13 protein-coding genes are annotated in these 20,367 nt (G+C 67.4%); 11 read left to right on the top strand and 2 right to left on the bottom strand.

The window, feature by feature from the left end:
* Positions 1-10 precede the first annotated feature (10 nt).
* A complete protein-coding gene (locus OV208_RS39510) occupies positions 11-808 on the bottom strand; it encodes a phytanoyl-CoA dioxygenase family protein (RefSeq protein ID WP_267579147.1) in 798 nt (265 codons plus the stop codon).
* A 128-nt stretch (positions 809-936) separates the two neighbouring features.
* On the opposite strand from OV208_RS39510, the gene OV208_RS39505 reads away from it, so the two are divergent.
* The 6 genes from OV208_RS39505 (at position 937) to OV208_RS39480 (ending at position 7,730) form a co-directional block, all read left to right on the top strand.
* Positions 937-1,899, top strand: coding sequence for an alpha/beta fold hydrolase (locus OV208_RS39505; RefSeq protein WP_267579146.1), 963 nt, complete (start codon positions 937-939; stop codon positions 1,897-1,899).
* Between the two features lie 158 nt (positions 1,900-2,057).
* Complete coding sequence (locus OV208_RS39500) at positions 2,058-3,968, top strand: lamin tail domain-containing protein (protein WP_267579145.1); 1,911 nt, start codon at positions 2,058-2,060, stop codon at positions 3,966-3,968.
* A gap of 91 nt (positions 3,969-4,059) precedes the next feature.
* Complete coding sequence (locus OV208_RS39495; RefSeq protein ID WP_267579144.1) at positions 4,060-4,845, top strand: exodeoxyribonuclease III; 786 nt, start codon at positions 4,060-4,062, stop codon at positions 4,843-4,845.
* A 30-nt stretch (positions 4,846-4,875) separates the two neighbouring features.
* Positions 4,876-5,655, top strand: a complete 780-nt coding sequence (locus OV208_RS39490; RefSeq protein ID WP_267579143.1) for a lysophospholipid acyltransferase family protein — start codon at positions 4,876-4,878, stop codon at positions 5,653-5,655.
* Positions 5,656-5,799: 144 nt separating this feature from the next.
* A complete protein-coding gene (locus tag OV208_RS39485; protein ID WP_267579142.1) occupies positions 5,800-7,362 on the top strand; it encodes an ATPase domain-containing protein in 1,563 nt (520 codons plus the stop codon).
* 2 nt (positions 7,363-7,364) lie between these two features.
* Positions 7,365-7,730 carry a response regulator gene (locus tag OV208_RS39480; protein WP_267579141.1) on the top strand — a complete coding sequence of 122 codons (366 nt, stop codon included), beginning with the start codon at positions 7,365-7,367 and terminating at the stop codon, positions 7,728-7,730.
* A gap of 1,191 nt (positions 7,731-8,921) precedes the next feature.
* On the opposite strand, the gene OV208_RS39475 is transcribed toward OV208_RS39480, so the two are convergent.
* On the bottom strand, positions 8,922-9,059 hold the full coding sequence (locus OV208_RS39475) for a hypothetical protein (protein WP_267579140.1): 138 nt from the start codon (positions 9,057-9,059) through the stop codon (positions 8,922-8,924).
* A 364-nt stretch (positions 9,060-9,423) separates the two neighbouring features.
* Between OV208_RS39475 and OV208_RS39470 the strand changes: the two genes are divergently transcribed.
* From OV208_RS39470 to OV208_RS39450, 5 genes are all read left to right on the top strand, one after another.
* On the top strand, positions 9,424-14,847 hold the full coding sequence (locus OV208_RS39470; protein WP_267579139.1) for an RHS repeat-associated core domain-containing protein: 5,424 nt from the start codon (positions 9,424-9,426) through the stop codon (positions 14,845-14,847).
* A 955-nt stretch (positions 14,848-15,802) separates the two neighbouring features.
* Entirely contained in the window at positions 15,803-16,591 is a 789-nt protein-coding gene (locus tag OV208_RS39465; RefSeq protein ID WP_267579138.1) for a hypothetical protein, read from the top strand.
* Positions 16,592-16,653: 62 nt separating this feature from the next.
* Positions 16,654-17,868: an ROK family transcriptional regulator gene (locus tag OV208_RS39460; RefSeq protein WP_267579137.1), complete on the top strand. Its 1,215-nt coding sequence runs from the start codon at positions 16,654-16,656 to the stop codon at positions 17,866-17,868.
* Positions 17,865-18,725, top strand: coding sequence for a glycoside hydrolase family 16 protein (locus tag OV208_RS39455; protein ID WP_267579136.1), 861 nt, complete (start codon positions 17,865-17,867; stop codon positions 18,723-18,725). Before OV208_RS39460 ends, OV208_RS39455 begins: the two co-directional genes overlap by 4 nt.
* Complete coding sequence (locus OV208_RS39450) at positions 18,722-20,365, top strand: ABC transporter substrate-binding protein (protein WP_267579135.1); 1,644 nt, start codon at positions 18,722-18,724, stop codon at positions 20,363-20,365. Before OV208_RS39455 ends, OV208_RS39450 begins: the two co-directional genes overlap by 4 nt.
* Positions 20,366-20,367 lie beyond the last annotated feature (2 nt).

Below are 20,367 nucleotides of genomic sequence, written 5' to 3'. Positions count from 1 at the left end.
ATAGGGCCTTTCAGCCGCCGCGCACCGGGTGACGGAACACCGGCGGGAAGACGCGCGGGGCCTTCTTCTTGCGCACGCAGGTGGTGTCCGCGCTCATGTAACAGGCGGAGAACGCGCGCCGCCGCTGTCCGGGCCGGCCCCTGCCGGAGCGGTGCCACACGTGGTTGTGGACGAGCAGCGCTTCGCCGGCCCGCACCGGCAGGGACACCACGTGCGCTTCGGCGTCCTCCGCCGCCACGCGGTCCGGGGGAATCACGCCCCCCAGCGCCGTCACCAGCCCGGCCCGGTGGCTGCCGGGGACGACCTCCAGGCAGCCGCCGCCTTCGGGCGCGTCGTCCAGCGCGGTCCAGATCTGCAGGTCGGGCTCCCGCGTGAGGCCCCACAGCTTCCCACCGTCCTGGTGGAAGGGCAGGTTGCTGCCGCCCGCCGGGCCCTTGTGGAAGAGGATGGCGCGGTACAGGACGATGTCGCCCGGGATGCGGGCCCGCGCGATCCGTTCGAACAGCGGGTTCTCCAGCCACGCGAGGAAGCGCGGATCCTTCTCCAGCTTCTCCAGCTTGCGGTAGTCCAGGGACGGCCCCTGCCAGCCCAGGCCCAGCGGCGCGTCCTCGTAGCGGCCGGTGGTGGCGTCCGGCTGGAAGAACAGGCCCGGGTACACCACGCGGCCGAGCATCAGGTCGTCCGCCCGCTCGCGCAGGGCCTCCACGCCCGCGTCGTCCAGCACGCGGCCCAGGCGCGCGAAGCCGTGCGCCTCGTAGTGGGCGAGCACGGCCACCACGTCCAACCCTTCCGCCTCTATGCTGACCATTCGCGGACACGATCTCCTGGAGGCGTGCCCTGCGTCCAGCTTCGCGCGCTCCCACGTGGACGAAGCCCCAGGGCAGGCGGGCGGGGAAGCCTTGCACCCGCGCCTGCCCGGCAGCATGGTGGGCAGGGATGCCCTACCGTCGCTCGACGCACTTCGTCTCCGCCCCGGATGGCACCCGGGTGGCGGTCCACAACCACAGCGCGGGCCTGCCGGAGGCGGTGCGGGACCGGGCGCTCGCGGACCGGCCTCCGGTGCTGCTGACCAATGGCATCGGGACGTCGGAGAACTTCTGGCGCCACATCGTCGGAAACCTGGAGCAGGACCACCGCGTGGTGCACTGGGACTACCGGGGCCACGGCGGCAGCGAGGAGTCGCGCGACGGTGACTACCGCGTGAAGGTCCACGTGGATGACCTGGAGCGCGTCACCGAGGAGACGATGGCGCGCGGCAATGGCCGGCCGCCCCACCACATCGCCTTCTCCATGGGGGTGCGCATCCTGCTGGAGCTGTACCGGCGACGTCCGGAGCTGGTGCCCTCCATGACGCTCATCGCGGGGACGCCCGGGCTGCCGGGCGCGGCGTCTCCCCGCAGGGGGCCGCGTCTGGCGCTGTCCGCCGTGAGCCAACTGCTGCGGGCCGGGACGCCCTGGGTGCCGGTGGTCGCGCCCGCGGTGAAGGCCGTCATCGGCAGCCGCTTCGCGGATCCGCTGGGCCGGGCCGTGGGCGCGCTGCGCGCTCGGGCACCGCGAGAGGACATCGCCGAGTTCCTGGATGCGCTCTACCGCATGAGCCCCCAGGCCTACTGGCGCACCCTGCGCGGCCTCACCGAGGGCCACGCCTGGGACGTCGTGCCCTCCGTGCGGGTGCCCGTGCTGATCATCGCCGCGCGCGATGACGTGCTCGTACCGCTGAGCGAAGTCCAGCGCCTGCACCGCGCGCTGCCCCAGGCCGAATGGCTCCAGGTGGACGACGCCGGCCATGCGGGCCTGCTGGAGGCCGGGACGGAAATCTCCGAGGCTGTCCGGTGCTTCCTCCTGGTCCACGGGCTGGAGGCCCCGGCCCTCGCGCAAACCCCCGTCATTCCGGGCTGATCCGACGGCCGGGAAGGGGACTCCCCAGGGTTGTCGGGTTTTAAGAAACCGATGACCTGGGTCGTCAAGAAAAGGGGCGGCAAAAGTGTCCCGGCGGGTTTGCGTCCCCCTGTAATTTTGTGGTTTGGAAGAGACTCTGTACTCAACACGGAGTCTCCATGTCCTTGTCTTTCCGGCACTTGCTGGTCCCTTTGTCAGCGGTGCTGTTGTTGTTGTCCGCGTGCGGTGGTGATGACCCGAAGGATCCTGTCTGCGGCAACGGCATCGTCGAGAGCGGTGAAGCGTGTGACGACGGCAATCGCAACGAAGGCGATCGCTGCAACAACAGCTGCCAGGTCACGACCCCCACGGTCGATGCGGGCACCGGAACCGATGGCGGTGTGACCGGCGACGATGCCGGCACCGACGCGGGCACGGAGACGGACGCGGGTACGGAGACGGACGCCGGTACCGACGCGGGCACGGAGACGGACGCGGGCACGACGACGGACGCGGGCACGGAGACGGACGCGGGCACGGAGACGGACGCCGGCACGACGACGGACGCGGGCACGACGACGGACGCGGGCACGGAGACGGACGCGGGCACGACGACGGACGCGGGCACGGAGACGGACGGCGGCAGCGGTCCGGTGGACGCGGGCACGGAGACGGACGCGGGCACGGAGACGGACGCCGGCACGGAGACGGACGGCGGCAGCGGTCCGGTGGACGCGGGCACGGAGACGGACGCGGGCACGGAGACGGACGGCGGCGCCATCGACGCGGGTCCTGGTACGGACGCGGGCTCGGAGACGGATGCCGGCACGGAGACGGACGGCGGCACCGACGCGGGTCCCGCGCCGGATGCTGGTACGGAGACGGACGGCGGCACGACGGACGCGGGCACGAGCCCCGTGACGCTCACCGCCCTGGAGCCGGCCGCGACCTTCGCGCGCTCGGGCACCACGGGTGAGACGATTCCGGAGTCCCTGGAAGTGACGCTGAGCGCCCCGTCCGACACGGCCGTGGTGGTGCAGGTCACCTCGTCCAGCCCCTCGGTCACCGTGGCCAACAACGGCCAGGTGGTGGTGCCCGCGGGTGCCCGTTCGGCGGCGGTCATCGTGACGGCGAACGCGGCGGCGGGTTCGGCCAAGGCGACGCTGACGGCCACGCTGGGCTCGGATTCGCGTAACGCCACGGTGCGCGTGCTCGGTGAGACCGAGGCCGCCTCGCTGGCCTTCCTGTCGCCGGAGACGGTGGAAGTGGCCCCGGGCAAGACGGTCAACCTCACCGTGACGCTCGACGTGCCGCCCGCGGCGGACACGATCATCACGCTCTCCACGACGGGTGGCGTGGGCACGGTGCCCACGTCGGTGACGGTGCCGGCCAACCAGATCTCCGCGAAGTTCGCCCTCACGGGTGGCGCTTCCGGCTCGACGGGCACGGTGGTCGCCACGCTCGGCGGCCAGTCGGTGTCCGCGCAGGCGAAGGTCACCTCTGAGCCCACGACGAACCACATCGTCATCAGCGAAGTCGCCGCGGCCGGCGCCAACGCGAACGACGAGTTCGTCGAACTCTACAATCCCACGAACGCGGAAGTGAACATCGGCGGCTGGAGGCTCCAGTACAAGAGCGCTGCGGGCCCCGTGTACACCGGCAACTTCGCGTTGCCGACGAGCGCGCGCATCGCCGCCCACGGCTTCTACCTGGTGGGCAGTGGCAGCTACGTGGGCACCAGCGTCGCCGCTGACGCGAACTGGGCCACGAACTTCGCCATGGGCGCCGGCGGCGGCCATGTGCGCGTGGGCCCCGCCAACCTCACCACCGCCATCAACGACGCGAACGCGGTGGACACGCTGGGCTACGGAACCGCGGACTCCGCCGAGGGCAAGAGCCCCGTCAGCGGGACCCCCGCCGCCGCTGGCAGCTACGAGCGCAAGGCGAAGGCCACCTCGTCGGCCGCGACCATGGAGGGCAGCGGCGTCGACGCCGCGGCAGGCAACAGCTACGACACGAACGTGAACAGCGCGGACTTCATCATCCGCACCACGCGTGGCCCGCAGAACAAGGCGAGCGCCACCGAATAGCCGTGACGCACTGAGTAGGGCCGGCCCCCATCGTCCTTCCAGGGACGGTGGGGGCTGGAAATACCCGCGCGCTTTCGCCATAAGCGGGGGCGTGCGAGTCGTCTCCTGGAACGTCAACGGTCTGCGCTCCATCCACCGCAAGGGGTTCCTCCCGTGGCTGTCCAAGGCCCGGGCGGACATCGTGGGGTTGCAGGAGGTGCGCGCCCGCGTGGAGCAGCTTCCCGCGGAGGTGCGCGCTCCCCGCCGTTGGAAGACCCACTTCGTGGCTGCGGAACGCCCCGGCTACAGCGGCGTGGGCCTCTTCAGCCGCCATGAGCCGGACGACCTGGACACCCTCCTGGGCGCCCCCGCCATGGACGCGGAAGGCCGCCTCCAGTTCGCCCGCTTCGGCAAGCTCACCGTGGTCAACGGCTACTTCCCCAACGGCAACGGGAAGGACCGGGACCTGAGCCGCATCCCCTTCAAGCTGGACTTCTACCAGCGCCTCTTCGCGCGGCTGGAGAAGCCCCTGCGCGACGGCGAGCGCGTGCTGGTGATGGGCGACTTCAACACCGCGCACCGCGACATCGACCTGGCGCGCCCGCGCGAGAACCGCGAGACGAGCGGCTTCCGCCCGGAGGAGCGCGAGGAGTTCGACCGGTGGATCCGCTCCGGCTGGGTGGACACCTTCCGCCACTTCAACCCCGCGGGCGGCCACTATTCCTGGTGGAGCCAGCGCGCCGGCGTGCGCGAGAAGAACATCGGCTGGCGCATCGACTACGTGCTCGCGAGCCCCGCGGCGCTCGGCTACGTCCGCAAGGCCGCGGTGCATCCGGACGTCCACGGGTCGGACCACTGTCCGGTGAGCGTGGACCTGGATCCGGCCGTCCTCTCCTGAAATACCATCGTGCCCAAGGGACAATCCGTCATGAACGCACTGCTCTCCATCTGGACCTGGGTCGAGGTGGGCCTCGTGGCCCTGGTGGGCTTCTTCGTCCAGCTCACCCTGTTCATCTTCACCGCCCTGTTCGACAAACGCCGCTACGTGGCGGGGCGCTGCTTCCGGCTGGTGGGCTTCACCGCCGCGAAGCTCACGCCCTTCTGGCGCTTCAGCACGCACGGCGTGATTCCCAACGGCATCGCGCCCAACACGGTGGTGGTGAGCAACCACGAGTCCAACGCGGATCCGTTCCTCATCTCCCACCTGCCCTGGGAGATGAAGTGGCTGGGCAAGAAGAGCCTCTTCCGCGTGCCCGTGGTGGGCTGGATGATGAGCATGGCGGGGGACATCCCGGTGGAGCGCGGCGACCGCGACTCGGCCACCGGCGCCATGGGGCGCTGCAAGGCGTGGCTCGCGAAGGGGATGCCGGTGATGATCTTCCCGGAGGGCACCCGCTCCAAGACGGAGGACCTGCTGCCCTTCAAGGACGGCGCCTTCCGGCTCGCCATCGAGGCGCAGGCGGACGTGCTGCCCCTGGCGGTGAGCGGCACGCGGCTCGCGCTGCCCAAGCACTCGTGGCGCTTCGCCACGTCTCGCGGGCTGGTGACGGTGGGCACGCCCATCTCCACCAAGGGGATGACCCTGGACGACCTGGAGTCGCTCAAGAACCAGGCCCGCGCCCAGATTGAAGCCCTGCGTGCGTCCCTCAAGCCGTTGACGGGAAGCGGGGCCCGGGGGCAGGCGACGGACCCCCACGTCGCCCGGTAGGCAGCCAGCAGATTGGGACCGCGTTGTCCTCCACTGGGCGATTCCCAGATTGTTGCTCCTTTCAAGTCCGGCTGAACTATGGAGTCGTCAGGACCGGAAGCTTCGGCCCTGACCGGCGCGCCGCGCCCAGGAAGGAAGCGTGTGATGGGGCAGGCGGGTCCACGGGAAGAGCAGCGGCTGGCCACGGGAATCCCAGGTCTGGACACGGTGCTCTGCGGAGGCCTGCGCAAGGGCCGCATGTACATGGTCCTGGGGCTGCCGGGCGCGGGAAAGACCATCCTCGCCAACCAGATCTGCTTCCATCAGGCGACCCAGGGCAGCCGCGTGCTGTACCTGACGCTGCTGGCCGAGTCGCACACGGACCTGGTGAGCAACCTCCAGACGCTGTCGTTCTTCGATTCGGCCTGCGTGCCCGGGAACATCAGCTACCTGAGCGCGTTCACCATCCTGGAACAGGGTGGGCTGGACGCGCTCGCGGCGCTGGTGCGCAAGGAGGTCAAGGCGCACAAGGCCTCGCTGCTGGTGCTGGACGGCTTGCTGGCCGCGGAGGAGCTGGCCCCGTCGCGCCAGGCGCTCAAGAAATTCATCCACGGCCTCCAGGTCGTGACGGGCCTCATCGGCTGCACCACCCTGGTGCTCACCACCGGAGGCGAGAAGGGCCTGCGCGCCGAACACACCATGGTGGACGGCATGCTGCTGCTCCAGCAGCGCACCTTCGGGGTGCGCACGCTGCGCGAGCTGAGCGTGCGCAAGTTCCGGGGCAGCGCGTACAAGATGGGGCAGCACGGCTTCGAAATCACCGGGGACGGGCTCACCATCTACCCGCGCCTGGAGTCGATGGTGGATGGGCACCTGGTGCCCGGCGCTGGGAAGAACGAGCGCGCCGCTTTTGGCGTGCCCGGCCTGGACACGATGCTCCTGGGTGGCGTGCCCGCCGGCTCCACCACCATCCTCCTGGGGCCCCCGGGCAGCGGCAAGACGCTCCTGGGCTTGAGCTTCCTGGCGGAAGGGGCCCGGCAGGGAGAGCGCGGCCACTACTTCGCCTTCTACGACGCGCCGGAGCGGATGCTCGCCCAGGCGGCGGGCGTGGGGCTGCACCTGCAGCCGCTGATGGAGCGGGGTGACCTGGAGGTGAGCTTCCGGCCGCCCACGGAGAACATCCTCGATAAGCTGGGCACCGAGCTGCTGACCACCATCCGCAGTGGACGGGTGCGCCGCATCTTCCTGGATGGCTACGAGGCGCTGCGCCGCGCCTCGACCCGCAGTGCCCGGGTGGCGCGCTTCCTGGCGGCGCTCGTCAACGAGTGCCGGGTGCGCGAGGTGACGCTGGTCTACACCGCCGAGTCCACCACCGCCTTCGGTCCGGAGGTGCGCTTCCCGCTCAAGGGCATCTCCATGGTGGCGGAGAACATCCTGTTCCTGCGCCTGGCGGAGCTGCACTCCGAGCTGCGCCGCTTCGTCGCGGTGCTGAAGGTGCGCAACAGCGGCTACGATCCTTCGCTGCGCGAGCTGCACATCACGGGCAAGGGGCTCCGGGTGGGGCAGCCCTTCGCGGAAGGCCAGATGTTGATGACGGGCCTCGCGCGTACGCGCGCCCCGGAGCCGACCCCGCCTCCCAAGCCGCGCCGCAACGTCCGCAAGCGTGCCGCGGCCAAGGCACCCCTCCCGAAGCCGCGCCGCAACGTCCGCAAGCGCCGAGGGACCTGACCATGGGGCCCGTCCTCATCGTCGACGACGAGTTCGGCATCGTGGAGGCCGTCCGCGACCTGTTGTCGGACGAGGGCTACCGCACCGCCACGGCCCTCAACGGACGTGAGGCCCTGGAGCGGATGGCCCGCGAGCGTCCGGCGATGGTGCTGCTGGACTACATGATGCCGCTGCTCAACGGCCCCGGCGTGCTGGAGGCCATGCTGCGCGACCCGGTCCTGCGCGACGTGCCGGTGGTGATGATGAGCGCCAGCCCGCCGGAGTTCTGGCAGCACCTGCCGTGCGCGGGCTTCCTGCCCAAGCCCTTCGACATCGATCAGCTCCTCGCCATGGTCCACCAGATCATCGGCGGACCTCCGCTGCACTGACACATGTCTGGGATTGATTGGGACCGGGCGTGCACCCGTCTGGGCCTCTGCGTGTCAGGCCATGGCCTTGACATTGGAGCATCGTCCATTCTATGTCGCGGTGTTCACTGGGGGACACTGCAAATGCTTGCGCCCTCATCCTTCATCGACATGGGCGGCGACTTGATTGCTTTGGGGCGTAGGAAATCCCTCTCACTTTGGCTGTGTGGAGGGCTTCTGGCCGGCGTGCTGGCCTGCTCCACGGAGTCGCCGGAGCCTGTTGTCGCGGTGGGATCGCCTTCCCCGGTCCTGGGCGAGCACCGCACGACCCTGTCGCGGGACGCGAACAGGGCGGTGGGTGAGGCCTGTACCGACCACGGTGACTCCGAGTGCAAGTCCGGCCTCTGTCTGCACACGGGTGCTTCGCCCGATGAGGGCTATTTCTGCAGCCAGAAGTGCGCCGCGGAATCGGAGTGCCCTGCGCAGTGGAAATGCACCCGCGTGCACCCGGGTGCCCAGGCCCGGGTCTGCATTCCTCCCGCGCAGTGGACGGCCGCCGCAGCATCGCCGCGAGGCTGAGCTTCGCATCCCTATCAATCTTGCAGCTTCCTACCCGTCGGAGACGGTGATGCCATTGTTTGTCCGAGTCTTGTTGTGTGTCCTCCTGCTGGCGCCCTTTGGCGCGGTGGAGGCCGCCTCCACCTGCTCCTTCGGGGCGACCACCAGTTGCGACATGAGCGGTGGCTGTGGCGGTTTCAAACAGTGTTCCGCCCCTCCCGGAGGCACCGGTGACTGGGGCGATTGCATTGCCCACAACCAGCCCCAGGCCTGCTCCACGTGCGGCGCGGGCGGAACGAGAGTGTGCGTGGACGGGGAGAACCTCGGCCCCTGCCAGCCCCCTGTGTCCCAGTCCTTGGACGTCTGTGGAAACCAATGTGACGACGACCGCGATGGTGCCGTGGACGAGGGTTGCGCGGGCAGTTCCACGTTCGACTACTGCGAACAACGGCCGGGGTTTGGCTACACGCGCTGGACATGCGGCTGTGGCGATGGGCTGAATGTCGGCTACTGCCTGGGATCCAATGACTCGCAGAGTTCCTGCAGTGGTCCGAACGGCTGCTTGAAGGCCCCGACGTTCGGCCTCTCCGGCAGCACTCAGGCCGGAGGCAACTTTCAGTGCTGTGTGTCGAGCAAGCCCTGCAGTGAGACGGGCTACATCGCGGAGGCCATGCACTGCGCCACGGGACCCACGCGGAACTTCCAATGCGCGCCCGGCGGCACCTCGTGCGAGGACAGCAACGCATGTGGCAACACCTGCGCGGGGATCAAACCGCAGATTGATGGCCTCACGGGAGCGAGGACCTTCAGTGGCACCTATTGCGCGGTCGGTCCCGTGTGCGCCCATGCTCAGGGCGGTTTTGGCTCGCCGGGTGGTGGGCCCAGCGCCAGTGTCGCTGATGACGACTGTGGGTCGTGGGACGACTCCAATCCCATTCGCTGTGGCGGCGTCAGCGCTCCCCTGCCTGGCCTCACCCTGACAAACCCACCCCCTGGGCAGCGTCCAGGCTCGTATGTCCCAGGCCGGGGGGGCGGTGGCGCGGGTGGGGGGACGGGAAAAGGAGATGGTGCGGAGGGCGCGAAGGAAGATCCGGAACCCGAGCCTGACGTCTGTGAGGGCAGCGTCGCCACGGTTGCGGGCGCCGGTGTCTCATCCATGTCTTCCCCCCGCGTGAACCTGAAGGACTTCACCACGCGCCATACCGTCGCGGATCTGGGGATTCATGGTGAGCAAGGCGGCCTGAACTTCGTGCGCAAATACGTCTCCACCGACAACTTCTGGTCCTACCAGTCGATGTTGGGCAACAGCACGGAGCCCTATATCGCCAAGCCTTTTGGCTCCAGCCCGACCCGCCAGAGCTCCCTACGTTGGTGGCACACCCTCTACAGCTTCGTCTACGTCCAGGGGGCCGTTCCGGGCGCCAGCACCTGGGCCGTGCGAGATACAGAAGGGGAAGTGCTTGAGTTCGCGGCCTGCCAGGACACCGGCTCGGGTTGCTTTGCCACGCCCCGCACGAACAGTCGCTGGTCCAATGCCAGCCTCTTCAAGGCCGCTGATGGTTCTTTCGTGCTCGTCAAACCGGGCGAAGGCCGTTACGTCTATAGCTCCAGGTGGATGGCCAATGGCGTGGTGCGGCGCCATTTCCTGACCCGTATCGAGGAAGATCGCCTGGCAGGGACTCCGCGCGTCCGCCTCACGCTGGCATACGCGACGCCCCCTCCCTTCAATCAGAACGGCCAGGCGTTCGTCTGCCCGGGTGAGAGCAGCCTGTACAATGGCGTTCCCTACCTTTCAACGGTGACGACGGAAGAGGGGGCCCGGCTGCGTCTGTCCTACCGGGCCGTGAATACCCGCCCGGGCACTGTTCCAGGAACGGAGTGCGTCCTGGACACGCTGTACCTGCGCAAGAATCCGAACTCCGCCAACCCTGTTCTCAGCGCAGCGGAGACAGCGATCGCGGTCTACCACTACCCTCTTGCGCCCGGTCTCAGCTTCGAGGCGGCCGGTCTTCTCTCCAGGGTTGATTTTCCGGAAACCGGGGACAGCGTCTCCTACGAGGACACCACGGCGACGACAGCGGCGTCCACGGCGTGGAATGTCTCTGTCAACCAAGCCCCCGTCGGGGGGCATCAGTATCAGGGGGGCAAGGTCGCCACGGTGTCCAGTGGAACGAGCTCGGCCATGGCCATGAGCGCGGGTTCCGGCAACTGCGATGGGCCGTCCTCCATGGGCGGCGGTCCGAACTGTGTGCCTCCTTCAGCCGAGCCCACGACAGCGACTTCCGGCGACTCCGCCGGCACGACGGTGCAGTACCGCCGCAAGTTCTTCACCCGCAGCACGCTCTATGCCCCGTACGCCATCCTGAGTTCCGTCCAGGACACCTGCCTGTCAGGCAATTGCGTGAGCTTCGCCGCCGGGGACATCAATTATGAATACGAGACGCCGGCCGACGGCTCGCTGTACATGAGCTCCGTCCGGAACAAGTTGGCACGCTACGACGTCACCCAGAGGTCCTTTGCCCCCGCAGGCACGGGTTCCGTTCCGGGGACCGTCAGCCCCGTGGTGCAGGAGTCACGCGTCTATGGCCAGGACTTCCAGGGCAATGGCGGCATCCCAGGCGTAACGACAACCCATGTCCTCGCCAGCTTTCCTCCGGGGACGATCGCCAGCCCCTGGAAGCCGGTGACCTCCACCACCGAAACCATCGCCTCCGTCCTCCAGGCTGGAGGGCAGGCCATTACCCGTACCACCTATGATGCCGCGACCCGGTTCCCGAAGTCCGTCATTCGTTCTGGATTCACCCAGACGTTTGACGACGCGACCGGCACGTGGACGAGCCCGGTGGCCCGACACGTGGGCATCTTCTATTACAACCACCATCGGTGCTCGGGAGACTCCGACACGGGAGGCACGGTCTTGAAGGAGGTTCGTGGTCCCTGCCTCGTGACGGGCCCTGAAGCAACGGAGTGCGGGGGATCCGACTATCCCATCACGCAGTATCACTACTACGGGCCCCCCTCCACCGAGCGCAGCAACAACGCGGGACGTCTGTGGAAGGCTTCGCGCTATACCTATCATCAGGGCGAATCCAACACGTGTGCCTGGGGGCCGCTCATCACCGAGTACGGCGATTACGACGCGCGCGGTTCCGCGACCAGGATCACCACACCCCAGGGCGGCATCGTCACGGTGGAATACCAGGGCGGGCGCGTGGTGAGTTCGACCAACGAAGGCGGCCAGACGACGACGCTTCGCTACGATGGAGCGCAACTTCGCGCTGCTCAGATTCCCAGTGGTATCTGGGTTGTCTATTGTTACCGGACCGGCACCGCCGCGGGTGTGGGGTGTCAGGGGGGCCAGAAGACCAACCAGCTCCAGTGGGTCGCCCTGGCTGATGACGAGCATGGCATTGACTGGAGCGAGAAGTCGCTCAAGACCTACTGGCCGGGCGGAGCACTGAAAACGGAGGAGACACGCGCCCGTCGCAATGGCGTGGAAGAAGCCCGGACGCGGGTGACCCATCATCAGGATCCCCAGTCACGACCCACCTACACCCGACAGGGGGGCGGGATGGGCAGCTTCGCCTCGGTTCGCGCCTTCGATGCCAACAACAATCTCAAGGCGACGGGTCTGCCATTCAATGATGCGCCTGATTTCTGTCGCAACCCGGATGCGTCCCTGTCCTCCCTCTGTTCCTCGATGGGCTACGACACCGCGGACCGCCTCAAGAGCGTGTCCGAGTTCCTGCCTGGGGGCATCCAGCAGCACTCCGTCCTGGTCTATGATGCTCAGGGGAACGTAAAGACTGTTCGGACGGGCTGTGACATTCTGACGGAGAATTGCGGCTTGCCTGGCTCCTATCAGTACGATGACTTTGGCAACCTCGTGCAGGTGCAGCTGCCCCATGCCACCGGGCCTCTGCGCCAGTCGTACGACGCGCGGGGAAACCTGCTCGTGAAGCAGACGGAGGCCATGCGGCAGGGTGGCGAATGGCTGGAGTACAGCCACGACATCCTGAGCCGCATGAAGAGCGCGAAGCGCCGGAGTGGTGGCACCCAACCTGTCAACGAAACCCTCTTCCAGCTGGGGTACGACCAGGAGGCCGCGATACCGGCGTACTGCGGCAGTTCCGTGACGCACTCGGAAGGCCGGCTGCTCTACCGGGACGACTCGTTCGGGCGCACCTGGTACCACTATGACGTGGCTGGGCGGGTGGAATCGGAGTCGCGTCAGCGCCCGTCGGCCTATGGCTGCACTCCAGCGCTTGAGACGCGCTACACGTATGACTATGAGGGCCGGCTGACAGACATTCAATATCCCTATGGCCGCACCGTCTCCTATGTCTATGGGACCCATGCGAACGCCCATCGGGTGTCCGCCATCGACGTTACCCTGTTCACGAGCACTGGAACGGAGACGCGTCGGTTGGTGAGCAAGATTCTCTGGGAGCCCCTTGGCGGACTGCGGGGCTATCAGATCAATCCGCTGCCCCTCCAGTCCCGTCCGGCGTCGGTGGAGTACGCCATGGGGGACGATGGAACACTGGCTCCGTCCAACTGCTCCGTGGTCTTCCCGTCAGCTGCGAACTCGGACCTGACGGGGCGGCTGCGTTCTCTTCGCGTGGTCCGAGACGAGTTCTTGCCGGGGAGCAGCAACAATAACGGTGACATCTACAAGCGCACGTACACGTGGAAGGCGGATCAGGTCGTACGCACCGACACGTGTCTGCTGGGGGCGACGACCCCCCGGACGGAGATCTACAACTACGACCCGACGCTGCGACTGACGTCCGCGACACGGCCCTCGGGAAACGATGATGCGACAGGCGGGGCCTTCAGCAGCCAGACGTTTGGCTATGATCGGCGTGGCAATCGCACGGCCTTCAGCCAGTGGTCGGGTAGTCTGGCGGATACCCTTGTCTACGGTACGGGAGCACTGGCGGATCGTTTGTTGTCGGTGACCCCTCCGTATGGCCAGTTCAAGGACGTGGCCTACGCCTACGACGCGGATGGACGGGTGGTGGGCAAGGAGTCCGGTCACTATTCCAATTCCACGGGCAGTCCGGCGAACGTCCTGGACCTGCGCTACGCGCCCTTCAATGCCGCGGACGGGCAGGGGTCCGCGCGCGAGTCCGTCTTCCGTGCCGTGCAGGTCAACGGCGCGACGTACAACTACTACTACGACGCCCTGGGACGGCGACGCGCGAAGGTCAACCCGTTCAATCAGCGGGATGAATTCTTCCATGGCATTGGCAACGAACTCTTGGTGGATCAGGGATGGAACGAGATCTACCAGGGCAGCTTCCGGGTGGTTGACGACTACGTCTGGCTGGGGGGCCGACCCCTGGTGATCCTCCGGGGCAAGCTGGACGCGACCTTGGATGAGCGGGAGTCGGATACGACCGCAGACTGTCGGCGCGACGGAGAGGCTGCCGCGTGCGGCGTCTATTTCCCCGTGACGGACCACGTAGGCAAGCCCGTGCTGATGTTGAACGGCGAAGGTCTGGTGGCTGGGGCGGCGGACTACCAGCCGTTCGGCCATGTCAACCGGCGAGCCACGACGGACAGCTCCGCGATGCCCTACCCGGATGAGGACGGTGAATCCTTCTCTGGCTTCACGCAGCCTGCGGAGAACAGCAACGTCCAGGTGCGTGCTCGGGCGCGGTTCCAGTTCATCGACCTCCATGATGAAGACGATGAGATCACGGTCCTGAGCAGTGGTTTTCCCTGGAACGTGTTGGCGACCTATTCGGAGCAGGAAATGGGCCGAGTGGTGACACCGTGGTTCCCGCTGTCTGCGGACGGAATCGGCGTGAACATCAGCGCGGGAGCAGCTGACAGCTCCGGGCCCAACACCTCCACCGGTGCTGCCCTGGAGGGGTACGAGTACCAGCGCTACCAGACGGGGGCCCAGCCCTTCTGGACCCCGCTGCGCTTCGCAGGGCACTATTACGACGCCGAAACAGATCTCTTCGAAAATTGGAACCGATACTACGATCCGAGCATTGGCAGGTACTTGCAGCCTGAGCGGCTTCTTGCGACAGGCCCCAATATTCGGCCGGCTTATGCCTATGCACTGAACAACCCTGTGTTTTTTTCTGACAGCACGGGATTGGATGCGGAAGTCATCTTCTGGAGTGCGGCGGGCTGGGGAGCCTCTTCTTTTGGACATGTTTCCACTCGCGTCAATGGAACCTCCTACTCCTGGGGACCCGGAGGAATGACTGTCAATGCATTTTCTGACTATCTCGGGAAAAATGGGTTCAGGAATGGAACGGGCGTGGTCCTCCCCCTGACCCCTCAACAAGAAGCAGACTTCGAGGCGTCGCTTGTTGCGTTCGGAAAGGCCAATGGTCCCAAGGACTACAATTTTCTTTCAAAGAACTGCACGCATCCCAGTCAGGAAGCGCTGGGGGCCGCCACTGGCTGGGCGCTCTCCGGGCATTCGACCTCGCCGTTTGATTATGCAACAACGCTCATTCTTGGTGGGATGATGTCGGGCAACAATCACTACCCTGCGAGTGTTCCCCCAACTGGATCGACAGCACCCTGGGGGCCGGCGTTCAAGTTTCTACAGTGAGGTTCGATTGAAGCGTCTGCTTGCCGGAATCGTTTTGATATTCCTGGGGTGCACCGATGAGAAGAAGCTCAGGCATCTGCGGGTCTCGGTGGAAACTCCACTGCTTCAGTCGAAGGAGAGTTGCGACCGTTATGGCAACTTGAACCCTGGGGACATCGTCGGGCGGGTCATGCCGCAGCAACAGGTCCGCATCTTGGACGACCACTACACCAAGGAAACATGGTGCCTTCATGTCGAGGGGCAGGATGGAACTCGAGGGTACCTTGTCTGGAGGAGCGACCTGGGCACGCTTCTGCCTTGATGCGCCCTTGATGACCCAAGTGTTTCGCGGATGATCTTTAACTGCGGAGGCGGTGGTCACTTGTCGGTCGGCCCTGCCTGGGAGTGATGAAGTCAGCGTGTGCCCGCCTTGACCGATCTTCTCGGCAAGGCGGGCAGGAGCCAGATGCCGCTGGAGCGCTTCGCCTCCGAGCCGATTCCGGTCGGGCGATTCATGTCGGCGCGACGATCGGGTCCGCGTGTTGGACGAACCGTCAAGAGCTTTTCGTTCACGCGACCGTATAAGACAGCGAGTTGCCGGAGCGTATTGCCTGCCGCGACAGCGCGGTCGCACAGCTCCAGGCCCCTGCCGCACGATCCGCATGCACCACGCCGCAGCGCGGCAGGCGCGCCTACCCGGTTTACCGGGCGTGCGGCTTCGTCGCGCGCTTGCAAATCAGTGAACGGGGCTGGTATTTCTTCGACCATCGAACGAACTCGGCTGTGTTCGCGATGGGCGGGGACGCGGGATGGCTCCATGCAGCAGGAGCCCAGGGTGACAGGGGAAGGGGTTCTCCTCTGACGCACGGCGGCGGACGTAACGCATCGCAGCACACGAGCGGCGACTTCCAACAACGACTGATTTCTTCGCCGTAAGAACGAAGTCATCCCAGCAAGACAACCAGGAGGGGATCGCATGAATCGCAACAAGCGTTTCGCGTGGACGTGGGCGGCTGCCGGAGTTTTCGCGGTCGCGGGGCTCATTGGCGCATGTGACCCCGAGGAAACGGACAACCCGACGCCCCAGTCCGACGCGGGCACCAAGGTGGACGCGGGCACGAACACGGACGCGGGCACGGGGACGGACGCGGGCACGAACACCGACGCCGGCACGACCACCGACGCGGGCACGACCACCGATGCGGGCACCACCACCGACGCGGGCACGGAGACGGATGCCGGCACGACGACGGACGCGGGTCCTCAGTCGGCGTTCCCCCTGGCTGTGGACGGCAACTGGGGTGCCAGCGGCTACATGGGCAACGGCTCGATTCAGGGTGGCATCGTGGACGATGCCGTCTGTGCCTCGCCTCGACCGGGCACGGGCCTGGGCAACTGCCACAAGTTCACCGCGACCAAAGTGGGTGGGGACAACTGGGCGGGTGTCTACTGGCACTTCCCGGCGGGCAACTGGGGCGGCGAGGAAGGCTTCGCTGTTCCGAAGGGTGCGACGTCGGTGTCCTTCTACGCCTGGGGTGAGAAGGGCGGAGAGGCTGTCGGCTTCTTCGTGGGCAACGGCACCACGACCAAGGACAAGTTCAAGATCGAGACCGGGGACCTGACCCTGAACGCGGTGCCCACGCGGTACACGATTGACATCGGCATCGTCAATTACGGCAATGTCGGCGGTGGCTTCGGCTGGGCGGCGGGCGGACTGGAAGTCAATCCACTCGTGTTCTTCCTCGACGACATCCAGTGGCACTGACGTCCCACCGCGCGTGACGCGCGAACCCAGACACAGAACGTGAGCGGACGATGAAAGCGGGAATGGCGGTACTGACGGTCGATGCGGCGGGCATGCGCGCGCAGAACAGCGGCCTGTTGCTGAACATGATCTGGCGCGAGCGTCAGATCTCCCGGGCGGAGATCGCCCGGCGCACGGAGCTCAGTCCGTCGACCGTCTCCGCCATCGTCGCGGACCTGGAGCATGCGGGCCTGGTGCGCAGTATTGGCGCCGGGGTCTCCCGAGGGGGCCGCCGTCCCACGCTCATCGGCTTCTGTGACGAGGCCTTCAGCCTGGTGGGCGTCGAACTGGGCGCCTCCCACGTCACGGTCGTCCTCACGGACCTCCGAGGCCGCGTGCGCACGCAGAGCAAGGCGAGCCACGCGGTCCGCGGCGATCCGGAAGGGTCGCTGCAGAAGGCGAAGGAGCTGGTGCAGGAGTGCCTGGACGCCGAACGCGTTCCCCGGCGCTCCGTGGTCGGCATGGGGGTGGCGGTGCCCAGCCCCGTGCACCCGGCGTCGCCCGGGAAGATGTCGCCCCTCATCCTGCCCGCCTGGAAGAACGTGGACGTGCAGGAGTGGTTCGAAACGGCCTTCGACATGCCGGTGTTCGTGGACAACGACGCGAACCTCGGCGCGCTGTCGGAGTGCTTCTGGGGCGCGGGCTCCGGGGGCGAGGACCTGACGTACATCAAGCTGGCCACCGGTATCGGTGCCGGCCACATCATCCACGGCGACGTGTACCGGGGCGCGGGCGGAACGGCCGGCGAAATCGGGCACATCGCGGTGGACTCCAACGGGCCGCTCTGCGTGTGCGGTCTGCGCGGCTGCCTCGTCACCCTCATCGGCTCCACGGCGCTCACCGAGCGCGCGCGCGAGCTGATGGGCACGCGGGGCCGCAAGGGCCCCACGGTGCGCGACCTGGTGGAGGGCGCCCGCGCGGGCGACGCCGCCGCGAAGCAGATCATCGACGGCATGGGCGCGTACCTGGGCATCGCGGTGGGCGGCCTGCTGAACCTGTTGAACCCCGCCATCGTGGTGCTCGGCGGAGAGATTTCGTCGGTGGGCGAGATGCTGCTCGACCCCTTGCGCGCGTCGGTGCGTCAGCGCGCGCTGTCGGTGTCCATGGCGGAGACGCGCATCGTCACGTCGGCGCTGGGGGAGCGGGCCATCGCCGTGGGCGCGGCCACCCTGGTGCTTCAGGCGGCCCTGCGGGACCGCTCCCTCTTTCCCACGCAGAACGTCGGGAGGTCCGCATGACGTCGCGTCGTGTCCTTGTCGCCCTGGCCGTGTCCGGCCTGGGCCTGATGTCCTGTGATCCCGCCGCCGGGGTCGTCAACAAGCCGGAGACGCCGAAGCCGGACACGGTGGCTCCGGACACCGGCTGGGAGCTCGTCTGGCAGGACGAATTCGACGGCCCCGCGGGCTCGCTGCCCGCGAGCGAGCGCTGGCGCCCGGAGGTGGGCGGGGACGGGTGGGGCAACGGACAGTTCGAATACAACACCAACCGCGCGCAGAACGCGTCCCTGGACGGCGAGGGCCACCTGGCCATCACCGCCCGCAAGGAGCGCTTCCAGGGCAACGACTACACCTCCGCGCGCCTGTCCACGAAGGGCCGCTTCACGCACACCTACGGCCGCATCGAGGCCCGCATCATGCTGCCCGCGGGCCGGGGCATCTGGCCGGCGTTCTGGATGCTGGGCGCGGACGTGGATCAGGTCGGCTGGCCCGAGTGCGGTGAGATCGACATCATGGAGCACCGGGGGCAGATCCCCTCCATCGTGCGCAGCTCGCTGCACGGGCCGGGCTACTCCGGCGGGCAGAACATCGGCCGCGAGCACGCCGTCGGCGGCGGCGTGCTCCAGACGGACTTCCACGTGTACGCGGTGGAGATTGAACCCGAGCGCGTCCGCTTCATGCTGGACGAGACCGTCTACTTCGAAGCCACGCCGGACAACCTGCCCAGCGGCCGGAAGTGGGTCTACGACCATCCGTTCTTCATCATCCTCAACGTCGCGGTGGGCGGCTCGTTCGTGGGGCCTCCGGACTCCTCCACGGTGTTCCCGCAGACGATGAAGGTGGACTACGTGCGCGTCTACTCGAGGCCGACGCCGTGAAGTTCGCCCGCGTGTTCCTGCCGCTGGTGCTGTTGCTGGCGTGCTCCTCGGAGCCCCGCCCGCGTCCGCCCGGCGTGCTCTTCGTCTCCGTGGAGCAGCAGAGCGCGTGGGTGCGCAACTTCAACCCGTTGTTCGCGGGCGCTGGTGCGCGCTGGCCCACCCGGGCCGGCGTCTACGAGTGCATGCAGATCTTCAGCTCCGCGCAGGGCAAGTGGGTGCCGTGGCTGGCCACCCAGCACGCGTGGACGGAGGACCAGAAGACGCTGCGCTTCACGCTGCGCGAGAACGTCCTCTGGTCCGACGGCAAGCCCTTCACCGCCGAGGACGTCGCCTTCACCTTCAACCTCCTGAAGAAGCACCCGGCGCTGGATGCCGGCGGCGTGTGGCGCTTCATCACCGACGTGAAGGTGGAAGGGCCGCGCACCGTGGCCTTCAGCTTCTCGCGCGTGTACCTGCCGGGCTTCTCCGACATCGCGCACCAGATCGTCGTGCCCCGCCACATCTGGGAGCACATCGCGGATCCGGTGACGTTCACCAACCCGGAGCCGGTGGCCACCGGGCCCTTCACGCAGGTGACGCTGTTCCGCAACCAGGTCTATGAGCTGGGCCGCAACCCGCACTACTGGATGCCCGGCAAGCCCGCGGTCTCCGCGCTGCGCTTCCTGGCGTTCCCCACCAACGACCAGGCCAACATGGCGCTCGTGGAAGGGGAGGTGGACTGGGCCGGCAACTTCGTCCCGGCGGTGGACCGCACCTTCGTCGCAAGAGACCCCGCGCACCACAACCGCTGGTTTCCGCTCTACGGCAGCACCGTCTTCCTGTACCCCAACACCACGCGCCCCCCGCTGGACGACGTGCGCGTGCGCAAGGCGCTGAGCATGGCGTTGGACCGCGACCGGCTGGTGGAGGTGGCCATGTACGGCTACACCCGCCCCGCGGACGCCACCGCCCTCAACGACGCGTACACCGGCTGGAAGGATGCGGAGGTCGCGAAGGACGCGTGGACGCGCTACGACCTGGCGGAGGCGAACCGGCTCCTGGACGAAGCGGGAATCCTGCGCGGCGCGGACGGCCTGCGGCGCCTGCCGGACGGCAAGCCCTTCGCGTTGGACCTGGAGGTCGTGAGCGGGTGGTCGGACTGGGTGCGGGCCGGGCAGGTGGTGAACCGGGACCTGCGCAAGCTGGGCATCTCCGTGCAGCTCAAGACGTACGAGTTCGGCACGTGGTTCACGCGGCTTCAGAAGGGCGAGTTCCAGCTGGCCATCTCCTGGTCGCTGGACGGGCCCACGCCGTACAACTTCTACAAGTGGCTCCTGTCCCCGCGCACGGTGCGCCCGGTGGGCGAGGTGGCGGCGGCCAACTGGCACCGCCTGGGGGACGCGGAGGCGGATGAGCTGCTCGTGCGCTTCGAGCGCGCCGGCACCCCGGAGGAGCAGCACGCGCTGATGTCCGCGGTGCAGAAGCGCTTCTCCGCGCTGGCGCCCGCCATCCCCCTGTTCCCCAACCCGTCGTGGGGCGAGTCCAATTCGCTGCGCTTCACCGGCTTCCCCACCGAACAGAACCCCTACGCGCGGCTGGCGCCGCACGCGGAGCCCGACAGCCTGCTGGTGCTGACGGAGCTCACCCCGAGGGAGCGCTGAGC

The sequence above is a fragment of the Corallococcus sp. bb12-1 genome, assembly GCF_026626765.1.
In the GTDB taxonomy this organism is placed as follows: domain Bacteria; phylum Myxococcota; class Myxococcia; order Myxococcales; family Myxococcaceae; genus Corallococcus; species Corallococcus terminator.
Note: the sequence above shows the minus strand (reverse complement) of the source record. Positions and strands in the feature narration are given on the sequence as shown.